Source organism: Aquitalea palustris, assembly GCF_003693445.1.
Lineage (GTDB): Bacteria > Pseudomonadota > Gammaproteobacteria > Burkholderiales > Chromobacteriaceae > Aquitalea > Aquitalea palustris.
In genome coordinates, this window is sequence record NZ_RFAR01000115.1 from 1 (window position 1) to 13,978 (window position 13,978).

Here is a 13,978-nt window from a genome sequence, read left to right on the forward strand (position 1 = left end):
AACCGCGACGACCGCGAGCGCAAGCCCTACCCGCCGCGTGAACGCGATGCCTCGGCACCGCGCAGCCTGCACCCGGCCGACAGCCGTGGTGATCTGCACGAATCGCGTCGCCCGGAAGGCGAACGCAGCTATCAACGTGATCGTGGCCCGTCCGGCCGCAAACCGCTGAACAGCCAACCTGATCGCCAGATCGAACACAAGCCGCATGCGCCGCGTCATGTGGAGCGGGATACCCCTGCGGCGAGTACCCCCACCATTCCGGCAGCAGTAGAACAAGGCCCGCGCAAGCTGTTTTCCAAGCCGGCCGAGCGCAGCGCGCCGCCTGCAGCACGCGATGACAGCTTCCGCCGCGAAGCAGCCCCGCGCCGTTTTGAACGCGAAGAACAGCACAGCCCGCGCAGCTACGACAAGGCGCCGGTTGAGCGGGAAAACCGTTTCCGCAGCGACGATGCAGCGCCGCAGGAACAGGCACCGCGCAAGCTGTTCTCCAAACCTGCCGCACCGCGCAATGATGGCCCGCACGAACAGGCCCCGCGCCCGAGCGAGCGCAATAATGCCGCCAGTTACTACGACCCGGAAATCCTGCCGGCACCGAGCGCCGAGCGCGAAAACCGCTTCCGTCGCGATGAAAGCACAGCAGCCGCACCGCGCCGCTTCGAGCGCGAAGACAAGCCGCGTGCCGAAGGCGGCCAGCGCAAACTGTTCAGCAAGCCATCCGACAGCCCGCGTGACAACAGCTTCCGCCGTGAAGACAGCCGCGAGCAGGCCCCGCGCCGTGATGCACGCGACGAACGTGGCAGCTGGAGCGACCGACCGAGCAGCCTGAAGCCCTTCGACAATAATCGCCGCATGGAGCGCGACCCGCGCGCACCGCGCCAGCACGACAGCCGCCAGCATGGCGACAGCGCCAAGCCGGCCTGGAGTGGCAAGCCCGCCGAGCAGTCGGTCTATGCCCTGTCCGGCCTGCGCCACAATCAGCTGGCCTTGTTCTCCCCCTGCCCGCGTGGCCTGGAAATGACCCTGGTCGCCGAGCTCAATGCACTGGGCGCCAGCAATGTCAGCAAGGTAGACGGCGGCGTGGCCTTCAATGGCGACGCCGACATCATGATGAAGGCCAACCTCTACAGCCGCACCGCCAGCCGCGTGCTGCTGAAACTGGCCGAAGGTGGCTACCAGCAGGAAAGCGACATCTACCAGCTGGCCATGCAGATCGACTGGCCGCGCTGGTTCGACGTATCGCGCAGCATCAAGGTAAAAACCGATGCCATCGGCGCACAATTGCGCAGCCTGGATTTTGTTTCGCTCAAGGTGAAAGATGCCGTGTGCGACCGCTTCCGTCAGGCCAACGCCGGTCGTCCCAATGTGGACACCCGCGAACCGGACATGCGCATCCACACCTTCCTCACCCGCGACCATGCCACCATTTACCTGGATACCAGCGGCGAGCCGCTGTTCAAGCGCGGCTGGCGCGAGGAGACCGGCGAAGCGCCGCTGCGGGAAAACCTGGCTGCCGGCATCTTGCTGATTGCCGGTTACGATGGCAGCCAGCCCTTGCTGGACCCGATGTGTGGCAGCGGCACCTTCCTGGTGGAAGCAGCCGACATCGCCCTCAAGCGTGCACCAGGCCGCAACCGCCGCTTCGGCTTCCAGCGCCTGCGCGAATTCGACGCCCTGTCCTGGGAAGCCCTGCTGAGCGAAGCCCGCGCCGCCGAGCTGCCGGCACGCGACCTGGCCATCAAGGGCAGCGACCGTGCCCGCAACATGCTGCCGATTGCCCGTGCCAACCTGCAACGCGCCGGCCTGGCCGATGCCATCGAATTGCAGGCACAGGACATCCTGGAAGCACGCCCGTTTGCCGACAGCGGCTTTATCGTCACCAACCCGCCCTATGGCGTGCGCATGGATGAGCAAGACGCGCTGGCCGAGCTGTACCCGCAGCTGGGCGACTGGCTGAAAGCGTACTTTGCTGGCTGGACTGCCCACTTCTTCAGTGGCGACCTGCGCCTGTCCGACATGATTCACCTGTCGGTCAAGCGTCGCACCCCGCTGTTCAACGGCTCGCTGCCCTGCCGCCTGTTTGCCATTCCCATGGTGGCCGGCAGTGCCCGCCGCGAAAAACCGGCTGCCGATGCCGATAACGCGGCCGACGAAGGGAAGGATGCCGAGTAATCCCCTGCGGCATGCGTGATAAACAAGGCCCGGCATTGCCGGGCCTTGTTTATCTTCCTGCATTTGGCGCAGGACTGATTTTACGACGCTAGCTCACACATCCTGGCGTGCTGCTTCTGCATGCCGCTGGACAAGATACCCGCCGGACACAATAAGGCAAATTCCTAGCAGTTCGAATACGCGCGGGATTCGAGCATCAAGTGCATAACCGTAGGCCAGGGCAAAAATGGTTTCCAGACAAAGCACTCGCCCTGCCACAATGCTGGAAACATGGCGTGACGACACATTCCACAGCCACATCGCCAGATAAGATACAAAGACACCCAAAAACACGACACCGAATATAAATGCAGCTAAACGGTCGGCAGAATAAGCGCTTAACACCGACATATCATACCCGGCGAACATATACGCGAAGAGCGCCAGCAGGAGACTTTGCCATAATGCGCAAATACCCAAAAAACCTGCCCAACGCAATGAAGAAATACCAGTATTGGACTTAAGAAAACTGGCATTAGCAATGCAATACATGGTAAGCAGCAATAAAGATATCAGTGAAAAAATGATGCCACGGACACGATCAGCACTGAGCAAGAGACTTGAAGAACCACCCACATTCAAATAATTAATCAACACAATCCCAGAAACAATCAGGCCAATACCTGGCAACAAGCCAGGCAGTGACCACACTTTATCCTGAAATGCGCCCACCAGAATGACAGAAACTGGCAACAATCCAATAATCAGTGCAGGATAAACGAAGCCACTATATTGGATACCCAAGGTCAGGAAAAGATAATAGCCAACATTACCACAAAATGAGATGGCATTTCCCAGCATGAAAATGGGCAAGGAAATCTTTACATTTCCCAAGCCTAGCAGCACTAAAATAATAATCGACACGACACCATATACTACATAACGAAAAACGGTAATCAATTCCGAGGGAAAATCATGCAAGGCATAGGGCACGACAAAAGCCGCTCCCCACAGGGCATTGGCAGCCACACCCAAAGCCATATAAAAATTTACGTTCTTGCTTCCGGCCATTGCATAGCCTCCAAAATAAATAACACGCACCCCAAAAAATAAACAATATCAACCAATAAGCACTGCAAGCACCACACAAAATTTCATTAACTTAACAGTCGTACAATTGCAATAGCATTTTTCCCAAAAACTAACTATCAAGAAAATAGCTGTCACTACAGACAGAACATCGCCTCCACCAACACGTCGACACCACCATGCAAACATCCTTCATTTCCGCCACGGTCTTGCTGATTCTGATTACCGATCCGCTGGGCAATATCCCGCTGTTCATCAGTGCGCTCAAACAAGTCAAACCGGAACGGCGTAAAAAGGTGGTCTATCGCGAATGCCTGATCGCATTTCTGGTATTGCTGACCTTCATGTTCTTCGGTCGCAATTTTCTGGATGTGATGCACCTGACGGATCAGTCGATGCAGGTCGCTGGCGGGGTGATTTTGTTTCTGATTGCGCTGAAGATGATTTTCCCCAGCGAGGGCGGCAGCGTGTTCGGCAGCGACAAGATGCATGGTGAGCCCTTCATCGTGCCGATTGCCATTCCACTGATTGCCGGCCCCTCGGCGATGGCCACGGTGTTGCTGATGTCCACCCGCGAGCCGGCGCGCATGCTGGAGTGGATAGGTGCACTCACCATCTGCATGCTGGTCACTACCGTGGTGTTTCTGTTTTCCGGACGTCTGCAGAAACTACTGGGCGAGCAAGCGATTACCGCGCTGGAACGGCTGATGGGCCTGGTGCTGACGGCCATTTCCATCGAGATGCTGCTCAGCGGCGTCGCATCCTATATCCGCCAGTTCCACTGAGCCTTCGCGGCTAGCGGGCCTTCCATATTTGCTCGGTTGGCTCCGTATCGGATGGGAGCTGGCTGGGCAGGCTGGGGCTGAAGGCCAGCATTTTCAGGCGTGCCAGGCGCTCGGCCTGCTCTTCCGGTGTCGCCAGCTGTATCTGCTTGAGCTGCTGCAGCTGCTGGCGCAGATTGGCCACCGCGCGATAGGCGCTTTCCTTGTCCGAACGCAGCGTACGTAGCTCCTCCTGCATCTGTTCCAACTTGTGCTGCAGCGCGTCCATTTCTGCTTGTGCTTGCAGCTGCAGCTGCTGTGCCTGGTCTGCTTGCTGCTCGGCCTGTGCCAGACGGCTGCGCAGGGTGTCCACCTCCTGTTGCAAGGCGGGTAGCTGGTCATCCGGGGGAAGCTGCGCTTGCTGCCGCATGCGGCTCAAGGCTTGCTCAGATTCGGCCAGCGCCTGAACTGCCTCGGCCAGCTGCTGCTGCAAACTCTGCAGCTGCTCATCCTGGTCTACTGTGGGCAGTGCAGCTGCCAGCGGGCTCGCCGCCTGCTGCAGCGCAGCGCCTGCCAGCGCCTTGCTCAAATGCTGCCGGACGGCATCCAGTTCCTGCGCCTGTTGTTCACACAGCAAGGCCAGATCACGCTGCTCGGCCAGCAGTTCCTGCCGCTCGTCCTGCCAGGCAGCCTGTGCTGACCGCACATACTGATTGGCCCGCTGCTGCGCCTGCTGCCAGGTATGGTCGAGAACAAGCCCGGCCTGCTGATTGAGTTCGCCAGGCAGGCTCTGTGGCAAGGGGGCAATATTGGCCTGCTGGCTCTTACGCCATTCCATGTACAGCTGGCTGGCGACATTCATGTCGACCCCGGCCAGCCTGCATACATCAGCCAGCAGCGGGAAGCATTGCTGATCATGCTGCAGGGATAACAGGGACATAAGCTGGTGGATGCGTTCACGTAGATCCGCAGGAATGATGGCTGCCTGACTCATGACATTTTCCTTTTCTTAGACCACACACCGGATGAGCCGCCATGCCGCAAGTTGCAGCCTGAAGGCGCAGCAGCCGGCACCGGTCCGGTGATCAGCACCTGCCCATGGCCGGGATGAAGACAGCAGCAGGATGCATCTTGCCATTTGAATAAACAATTGAGAATAACAGCAATAAATATCTGTAGCTAACATCCGCCACTGCCAGTAGTCCTGCCGCAGGCCGGAATCTATCCATGCTCAATGGCACAGCTTAGGGATATCAGCAATTAGCTGGCAACCGATCGCTTGCTAGGATGTTAGATATAACAGGACCCAGCAGGGTCCGGCACAGCGCTCGATATCCGAACATCTGCGAACAAGAGACCAGACATGCAAGCCAGAACACCGCTTTACTCACGCCTGTACTTCCAGGTGTTGGTTGCCATTACCATCGGCGTCTTGATGGGTAGTTTCTATCCGGAAGCCGCCGCCAAGATGAAACCGCTGGGTGACGCCTTCATCAAGCTGATCAAGATGATGATTGCCCCCATCATTTTCTCTACCGTGGTGGTGGGCATTGCCAAGATGGGCGACATGAAGGAAGTGGGCCGGGTCGGCATCAAGGCACTGCTGTACTTTGAAGTGGTGACCACGCTGGCGCTGGTCATTGGCCTGGTGGTGGTGAACCTGCTGCAGCCGGGTGCCGGCCTGAATGTGGACCCGCACACGCTGGATGCCAAATCGGTGGCCAAGTACGCCGCTGGTGCCAAGGACATGAATACCGTGGACTTCATGATGCACATCATCCCGGATACCGTGGTGGGCGCCTTCTCCAGCGGTGAAATCCTGCAGGTGCTGCTGTTCTCGGTATTGCTGGGCCTGGCGCTGACCCGCATGGGCAACAACGGCAAGACCGTGGTGGCCATGCTGGACGAGTTCTCGCATGCCTTGTTCGGCGTGATCAACATGCTGATGAAGCTGGCCCCCATCGGTGCTTTTGGTGCCATGGCCTTTACCATCGGCAAATATGGCGTGGGCTCGCTCAAGCAGCTAGGCTTTTTGATGGTCTGTGTCTACCTGACCTGCTTTGCCTTCGTCTTCATCGTGCTGGGAGCCATTGCCCGCTTCAACGGTTTCAGCATTTTCAAATTCCTCGCCTTCATCAAGGAAGAAATCGTGCTGGTGCTGGGCACGTCTTCCTCCGAATCCGCCCTGCCAGGCATGATGAAGAAAATGGAACACCTGGGCTGCGCCAAACCGGTGGTGGGCATGGTGATTCCGACAGGTTATTCCTTCAATCTGGATGGCACCTCGATTTACCTGACCATGGCCGCCATCTTCATCGCGCAGGCCACCAATGTGCAGCTGAGCCTGGGTGAAGAGCTGGGCATCATCGGCGTGCTGCTGCTGACCTCCAAGGGCGCGGCCGCAGTAACCGGCGGCGGCTTCATCACCCTGGCCGCCACCCTGGCTACCCTGGGCGGCAAGCTGCCGGTGGAAGGCCTGGCGCTGCTGATCGGCGTGGATCGCTTCATGTCCGAAGCCCGTGCCATCACCAACCTGATCGGCAATGGCGTGGCCACCGTGGTGGTAGCCAAATGGGAAAAAGCACTGGATCAGGACCGCATGCAGCGTGTGCTGAACGGCGAAGTGCTGCCGGAGGTGGATGCCGTACCGGCCAAGCACTAAGATCCGCCCCCTTTTCAGTCAGTCTTACAGCCCGTCACCCGACGGGCTATTTTTTTGCTCGGCAAAAAAGGCCACCAGATGATCGACAAATACCCGCACCTTGCCCGGCACATGCCGACGCACCGGGTATACCGCCGATACATCCAGACACAGCCATTGGTAATCCGGCAGGATGACTTGCAGCCGCCCGTCGGCCAGCGCCTGCTGCAGCAGGAATTCCGGCTGACGGATGATGCCCATGCCCTGGATGGCGGCATTGGTGAGGATGTCGCCATTATTGGCACGCAAACCACCCTTCACCTTGACCCGGCCGCTGCTGCCATCCGGCGCCTGGTACTCCCACAGCGTGGGCTGGCTGGTCAGGGTGTACAGCAGGCAATCGTGCCCGGCCAGTTCGTCCGGGTGCTGCGGCACACCACGCCGCAACAGATAATCCGGCGCGGCGCACAGCCGGTCGCGCACTTTGGCCAGCGGCCGCGCGATCAGCGAGGAATCCGCCAGATTGGACACGCGAATGGCCAGGTCAAAGCCCTCTTCCACCAGGTCCACCTTGCGGTCGTTCAGTGACAGCTCCACGTCCACCTGCGGATGCTGGCGCTGGAAACCGGCAATGGCGCTGCCCAGAAAGCGCATGCCAAACGACACCGGTGCGGTCACCCGCAGCCGGCCACTGGCCTTGCTGGCCCCCTGCGACAGCAGCGCGTCCAGATCCTCCAGCTCGGCCAGCAGGCTACCCGCCTGGGCCAGATAGGTTTCGCCAGCCTCGGTGAGCGACAAGCGCCGCGTAGTGCGATGCATCAGCCGCACCCCCAGCCGCGTTTCCAGTGCCGACACCAGCTTGGTCACCATGGCACGCGACAGGTCGAGCCGGTCTGCCGCGGCGGCGAAGCTGCCTTGCTCGGCGACGGTGACAAAGGCACGGATTTCAGAAAACCTGTCCATATAATTTCCAATTGGTAAACAATATCTTAATTTATAGCATATTTATTCAGCTTTATACCCATGGTCAAATGCTCCCACTGCAACCGCCCACCCCTATCCGGGCCCATACCGCTACAGGAGTTTTCACCATGAACATTACCTCTCCCGCTCTGTCCGCCCTCATCCTGCGCCTGTCGCTGGGCCTGATGTATCTGGCACACGGTGCCACCAAGCTGTTCGTCTTCGGCCCGGCTGGTACGGCCCAGTTCTTTTCTAGCCTGGGCCTGCCCGGCTTCGTTGGCTACCTGTCGATGGCCGCCGAACTGGCAGGCGGCCTGTTGCTGATCCTGGGGCTGAAAGCACGCTGGGTCGCCTTGGCGCTGGTACCGCTGCTGGCTGGCACCATCGTGCTGGTACATGGTGCCAATGGCTGGATGTTCACCAATCAGGGCGGCGGCTGGGAATATTCTGCCTTCCTGATCAGCAGCTCGCTGGCCCTGTTCCTGCTGGGCGACAAGCCGGCCGGCCAGCAACAAGCCTGATCCATCCACCAACAAGCAAGGGGCGATGCGCCAGACACGGCGCATCGCCCCTTTTCACTTGTCCCGGCACCAAACCATCAGGCCTTGTCGCTACCCGGCATAAGGCTATGCTGGAGTGGCTGTGCTCTGGGCGAACAGCCACTCCCTCGTCAGCCCGCCACACTGTGGCAAAGCTGCAGCAGCCGTAGATGATTTTGTTGACGGCCATCAAGCCACTTTCACATTAAGACTGTAGCTAAATTACAATATTGGCATGATAGCAACGTTGCAATCTGCCTACACAACTCTGCTAAAAAACAGGTTTATTCCTGCAATAACAATATTCTTGCGTACTACGGGCTGAATAGGCACTTGCCTTTGACGCTAAGTTGCGGCTTAATCCTGCCCCAACAATCGCTCGTAATAAAATAACTGTTGCAATCAACTCCTGAGGAGTTTCACATGGGCTCTCCCGCGCCACGACTGGACATTCTGGCCCCCCTTTCCGGGTGGCTGGTTGCCCTGGACACCGTCCCCGATCCGGTATTCGCCGGAAAAATGGTGGGTGACGGCATTTCCCTGGACCCGACTTCCTGCTCGCTGCTGGCCCCGGTCAGCGGTACTGTCAGCAATATCCACTCCGCTCACCACGCCCTGACCATTACCTCGGACAACGGCGTCGAAGTGCTGGTCCATATCGGCATCGACACCGTCATGCTCAAGGGTGAAGGCTTTGTGCCGCTGGTGGAACAAGGCCAGCACGTGAAAGCGGGACAGCCGCTGATCGATTTCGACCTGGACCTGGTGGCGCGCCGCGCACAAAGCCTGCTCACCCAGATCATCATCACCAATGGCGAAGTGGTGGAAAAACTCACCTGTGCCAGCGGTCTGGTCGAAGCCGGCAAAAGCATCATCATGACGCTGGATCTGCAAGGCGCAGCCGAAGCAGCCCAGCAAGCCGAAGGTGAAACCCTCAGCTCCGACAGCATTACCATCAGCAACCCGGCCGGCCTGCATGCCCGCCCTGCTGCGGTATTCGCCAGCGCGGCCAAGCGCTTTGCTGCCGATATCCAGCTACAGCTGGGTGACAAGCTGGCCAATGCCAAATCGGTGGTCGGCATCATGGGCCTGGCTACGGTAAACGGTGATCAGGTACAGGTCGTGGCCACCGGCAGCGATGCCGCCGCCGCCATTGCCGAGCTGTCGCAGCTGCTGCTGGACCGTTGCGGCGAAAGCCTGGACGAAGCACCCACGGCCGTCGCAACGGTAGCCGCCCAGCCGGTGCAGCAGGACAGTGCTGGCGTACTGGCCGGCGTGGGCGCCTCGCCCGGCATCGCCATTGGCCGCATCTTCCACCATCGCCTGCAGGAATTCGACGTGGCCGAAGCCGGTGCTGCCGGCGTGGTGGAACAGCAAAACTTCACCCGTGCCACCGAAGAGGCCGCCGAGCAGATCGAGGCCATCAAGTCGCAGCTGCAAGACCAGGCCAAGCGCGCCATCCTGTCCATGCACCAGGAGCTGCTGCAAGACCCGGACCTGCTGGCACTGACCTACGCCAGCCTGGCCGATGGCAAGTCTGCCGCCTGGGCCTGGCGTGCTGCCTTCAGCGCCTATTCCGCCCGCCTGGAAGCACAGGACAATGCCCTGCTGCGTGAACGCGCCAACGACATCCGCGACGTGGGCCGCCGCGTGCTGGCCTTGCTGGCCGGGGTGAAACAGAGCGAGCTGGACGTACCGGCCGGTTCCATCCTGATTGCCGAAGACCTGGCCCCGTCCGACACCGCTGCGCTGGACCCAAGCAAAGTGCTGGGCTTTTGCACCCGTACCGGCGGCGCCACCAGCCACGTGGCCATTCTGGCCCGCTCGCTGGGCATTCCCGCCATCTGCGGTATCTCGCAAGCCGCGCTGGCACTGCAAGATGGTCGCGAGGTGATTCTGGACGGCAGCGCCGGCACCCTGAATATTGCCCCCACGGCAGCCGAAAAAGCCGAGGCAGAAGCCGCCATCGCCCGTCTGGCCGAACGTCGCGCCGCCGAACAGGCCATGTCGCAGCAGCCGGGTCAAACCAGCGATGGCAGCCGTATCGAAGTGGTAGCCAATATCCGCAACGCCGCCGATGCCCGCGAAGCAGTCAAGGCCGGTGCCGAAGGCGTGGGCCTGCTGCGCTCGGAATTCCTGTTCGATAACCGCGACACCGCCCCGTCCGAAGCCGAACAGGCCGCCGAATACTGCGCGGTGGCACGCGAACTGGGCAGTGAACGCCCGCTGGTAGTACGTACGCTGGACGTAGGTGGCGACAAGCCGCTGTCCTACCTGCCGCTGCCCAAGGAAGACAACCCCTTCCTCGGCCTGCGCGGCATCCGCGTCAGCCTGGATCGACCGGACCTGCTGCGCACCCAGTTGCGTGCCATTCTGCAAGCCGCTCCGCTCACCCGCCTGCACATCATGTTCCCCATGGTGGCGTCCCTGGACGAGCTGCGTGCCGCCAAGGCCATTCTGGCCGAAGAGCAAGCTGCCAGCGGTCACGCCGACGTCAAGGTGGGCATCATGGTGGAAGTGCCATCCGCCGCCATCCTGGCTGCGCGTTTTGCGCCGGAAGTGGATTTCTTCTCCATCGGCACCAACGACCTCACCCAGTATGTGCTGGCGATGGATCGTGGCCACCCGCAGTTGGCCAAGCAGGCCGACGCGCTGCATCCGGGCGTACTGGCCATGATTGCCATGACCTGCGACGGTGCGCGCGCCCACGGCAAGTGGGTAGGCGTGTGTGGTGGCCTGGCGTCGGACGAACGTGCCGCACCGGTACTGGTTGGCCTGGGCGTGAGCGAGCTGTCGGTCAGCACACCGTCGGTAGCGACGGTCAAGGCCACACTGGCGCGCTGGAGCATGGACGAATGCCGCGCGCTGGCGCAGCAGGTACTGGCGCTCTCTACCGTGGCAGAAGTGCGCAGCCATCTGGCGCAACAGGCGCGTTAAGCGCAATGAAACCTGCCGTCCGGCTGGCCCGGACGGTGCTGGCTCCCGCCGCCTGACGGCTGGGGCATTACGCAGGAATCACTATCATGTTTGATCAATCCTTCGCTTTTCTGCAGAAAATCGGCAAATCGCTGATGCTGCCGGTAGCCGTATTGCCGGTAGCCGGCCTGCTGCTGGGTATTGGCGCCACCGATTTCCACACCCAGAGCACCGTGCTGCTGGCCATCCTGTCGCTGATGAAAAACGCCGGCGACGTGATCTTCGGTAATCTGCCGCTGATCTTTGCCGTGGGCGTGGCGCTGGGCTTTACCGAAAACGACGGCGTGGCCGCCATTGCCGCCACCATCGGCTTCCTGGTGATGACCACCACGCTGGGCGTGATGGCCGGGCTGATGGGTGTGAAACCCGACACCATCATGGGCATGCCGTCCATCCAGACTGGCGTGTTCGGCGGCATTCTGGCCGGTGGCCTGGCGGCGTACATGTTCAACAAGTACTACCGGATCAATCTGCCGCAGTACCTGGGCTTTTTTGCCGGCAAGCGCTTCGTGCCCATCGTCACCGCCGTGGCGGCCATCGTGCTGGGTGCAGTGCTGTCCTTTGTCTGGCCACCCATTGGCGGCGCCATCAAGAGCTTCTCGCAGTGGGCTGCCGTGAGCGATCCGCGCACTGCAGCCACCGTCTATGGTTTTGTCGAACGTCTGCTGATTCCGTTTGGCCTGCACCACATCTGGAACGTGCCTTTCTTCTTTGAAATGGGCGACTTTGTCGATGCCAGCGGCAAGCACATCCACGGCGACATCAACCGCTTCTTTGCTGGCGACCCGACCGCTGGCGTGCTGTCCGGTGCCTTCCTGTTCAAGATGTTCGGCCTGCCGGCTGCTGCCATTGCCATCTGGCACACGGCCAAGCCGGAAAACCGGGTGAAAGTGGGCGGCATCATGATTTCCGCCGCTCTGACTTCTTTCCTGACCGGCATTACCGAGCCCATCGAATTTGCCTTCCTGTTCGTGGCTCCGGTGCTGTACTTCATCCATGCCTGCCTGGCGGCATCGGCGCAGTTCGTCGCCAATACGCTGGACATGCACATGGGCTTTACCTTCTCGCAAGGTGGCATCGACTTTTTGATGTTCAACCTGATCGGCAACAAGTCGCATCACGCCTGGTATGTGTTCATCCTCGGCCCGATCTACGCGGTCATCTATTACAGCGTGTTCCGCTTCGTCATCCTCAAGTTCAACCTGAAAACCCCGGGTCGTGAAGATGAAAGCGGCGAAGCACAGGCCGCAGTCAGTGAAGACCAGCGCGCCCGCGCCCTGGTACTGGCCTTTGGTGGCCGCAGCAACATCACCAATCTGGACGCCTGCATCACCCGTCTGCGTATTGCGGTGAAAAACCCGGCCCATGTCGACCAGGCCAAGCTCAAGTCCATGGGTGCATCCGGTGTGGTACAGGTGGGTAGCGGCATTCAGGCCATTTTCGGACCGCAATCGGAAAACCTGAAAACCGATATGGAGATCTACCTGAAAACCGCCGGTGACGATGCCGAACTGCCGGCAGCCGCCGCCAGCGCCGCCCCTGCTGCCACAGTTAGCGCCGCAGCAGCGCCGGCCGCCGTGGCCGCCGATCCGCAAGTGGCCGCCACCGCAGCAGCCGTGCTGGCCGCACTGGGTGGCCGTGGCAATGTGCAAAAGGTGGAAGCCATCGCCCATACCCGTCTGCGGGTTGAGCTGAAGCAGGCGGCGGTGTTTGATCAGGCTGCGGCCCAGCAAGCCGGCGTGGTGGCCTGCGTGCAGACCCAGCCGGGTGTGTGGCATCTGGTGGTGGGCGAACAGGCCGCCGTACTGGCACAGGCACTACAAGGCTGATCCGCCTATCTGCAACACAAAAGGGCTGCCACTGGCAGCCCTTTTTCATTGCATCCTGCCTACAACAGAAGAACTACAAGGCAAACAACTGGCGCAGATGCAGGGCCACGCCGGACTCGGCATTGCTGGCCACCGTGGCCGCCTGCGGCAGCTGCGAGGCCAGCCGTGGGTGGGCATTGGCCATCACCCGCGGGTGACCGGCGGTCTGCAGCAATTCGATATCGTTCTGGCCATCACCAAAGGCTAGGCAGTCGGCCGTACTGATGCCCAGCTCGTCCAGCACCAGCCGCAAGGCATGGCCCTTGGACACGCCGGGTGCCATCACTTCCAGGCAGTTGTCGGCCGAGAAGGTGATATAGGCCGCATCTCCCAAGGCTTGGTGCAGCTTGGCCTCCACGGTCAGCAAATGGGCATGATCAGCGATATACAGCACCTTGCCGACACCCGCGCCACCATGCTGATGCAGCGCCTCGATCTGGTAATGCAGACCGGAATCGGCATGCAGGTCGAGCAGATACTGGCAGGGCTGATCAATCAGCCAGGCATCGTCCAGATAGAAATTGAGTATGGTGCCGGCGGCAAATTCCGGCTGGGCAATCTGGCGCACGATGGCGGGGTCGAGGTTGGCACTGTGGATCAGTCGGTCTTGCGCATCATGCACGCGGGCACCGTTGGAGCTGATCAGGTAGGCGGAAATGCCCAGCGCATCGCGTATGCCTTTTACATCCAGATAATGGCGGCCAGTGGCCAGGGCAAAGCGCAGGCCTTGTGCTTCCAGCTGCTGCAGGGTTTGCGCGGTGAGCGCGTTGACGGCGTGGTGTTCATCCAGCAGGGTGCCGTCCAGGTCGGAGGCGATGAAACGGTACACGGCAAAACTCCGCTTGTAGTGGGAGCTGGCCATTTTACACCTGCCACCATGTAGCCGCAGGACTACACCAGGCACGCCGCACCAATGCAAAAAAGCCAAGCGGTAAGCTTGGCTTTTTTTGTATTCTGGTGGCCAGTCGCGGAATCGAACCACGGACACGCGGA

Annotated in this window: 10 protein-coding genes; 6 read left to right on the top strand and 4 right to left on the bottom strand. The window is 60.4% G+C overall.

Translation table 11 applies throughout. The features are described from left to right. On the top strand, nt 1-2,169 hold a 2,169-nt coding region (locus EAY64_RS20885), incomplete at its 5' end, for a THUMP domain-containing protein (RefSeq protein WP_369407080.1). Nucleotides 2,170-2,262: 93 nt separating this feature from the next. On the opposite strand, the gene EAY64_RS19155 is transcribed toward EAY64_RS20885, so the two are convergent. Then, nucleotides 2,263-3,219, bottom strand: coding sequence for a DMT family transporter (locus tag EAY64_RS19155; RefSeq protein WP_103526306.1), 957 nt, complete (start codon nt 3,217-3,219; stop codon nt 2,263-2,265). Between the two features lie 197 nt (nt 3,220-3,416). Here EAY64_RS19155 and EAY64_RS19160 point away from each other — a divergent pair, with 197 nt between their 5' ends. Then, nucleotides 3,417-4,022 carry a MarC family protein gene (locus tag EAY64_RS19160; RefSeq protein ID WP_103526307.1) on the top strand — a complete coding sequence of 202 codons (606 nt, stop codon included), beginning with the start codon at nt 3,417-3,419 and terminating at the stop codon, nt 4,020-4,022. A gap of 10 nt (nt 4,023-4,032) precedes the next feature. Here the strand turns inward: EAY64_RS19160 and EAY64_RS19165 are convergent, their stop codons facing one another. Beyond that, nucleotides 4,033-4,992, bottom strand: coding sequence for a DNA-binding protein (locus EAY64_RS19165; RefSeq protein ID WP_103526308.1), 960 nt, complete (start codon nt 4,990-4,992; stop codon nt 4,033-4,035). A gap of 369 nt (nt 4,993-5,361) precedes the next feature. Here EAY64_RS19165 and EAY64_RS19170 point away from each other — a divergent pair, with 369 nt between their 5' ends. Beyond that, nucleotides 5,362-6,660, top strand: a complete 1,299-nt coding sequence (locus EAY64_RS19170; RefSeq protein WP_103526309.1) for a dicarboxylate/amino acid:cation symporter — start codon at nt 5,362-5,364, stop codon at nt 6,658-6,660. Nucleotides 6,661-6,684: 24 nt separating this feature from the next. Here EAY64_RS19170 and EAY64_RS19175 read toward each other — a convergent pair whose 3' ends face one another. Then, on the bottom strand, nt 6,685-7,602 hold the full coding sequence (locus tag EAY64_RS19175) for a LysR family transcriptional regulator (protein WP_103526310.1): 918 nt from the start codon (nt 7,600-7,602) through the stop codon (nt 6,685-6,687). A 128-nt stretch (nt 7,603-7,730) separates the two neighbouring features. Between EAY64_RS19175 and EAY64_RS19180 the strand changes: the two genes are divergently transcribed. From EAY64_RS19180 to ptsG, 3 genes are all read left to right on the top strand, one after another. Then, complete coding sequence (locus EAY64_RS19180) at nt 7,731-8,123, top strand: DoxX family protein (RefSeq protein ID WP_103526311.1); 393 nt, start codon at nt 7,731-7,733, stop codon at nt 8,121-8,123. A 441-nt stretch (nt 8,124-8,564) separates the two neighbouring features. Next, on the top strand, nt 8,565-11,078 hold the full coding sequence (gene ptsP, locus EAY64_RS19185) for a phosphoenolpyruvate--protein phosphotransferase (protein WP_103526312.1): 2,514 nt from the start codon (nt 8,565-8,567) through the stop codon (nt 11,076-11,078). 86 nt (nt 11,079-11,164) lie between these two features. After that, nucleotides 11,165-12,946, top strand: a complete 1,782-nt coding sequence (gene ptsG / locus EAY64_RS19190) for a PTS glucose transporter subunit IIBC (protein WP_103526313.1) — start codon at nt 11,165-11,167, stop codon at nt 12,944-12,946. A 73-nt stretch (nt 12,947-13,019) separates the two neighbouring features. On the opposite strand, the gene EAY64_RS19195 is transcribed toward ptsG, so the two are convergent. Next, the gene (locus EAY64_RS19195) at nt 13,020-13,814 is read right to left on the bottom strand and encodes a Cof-type HAD-IIB family hydrolase (RefSeq protein WP_103526315.1); all 795 of its coding nucleotides are present in this window, start codon (nt 13,812-13,814) and stop codon (nt 13,020-13,022) included. Nucleotides 13,815-13,978 lie beyond the last annotated feature (164 nt).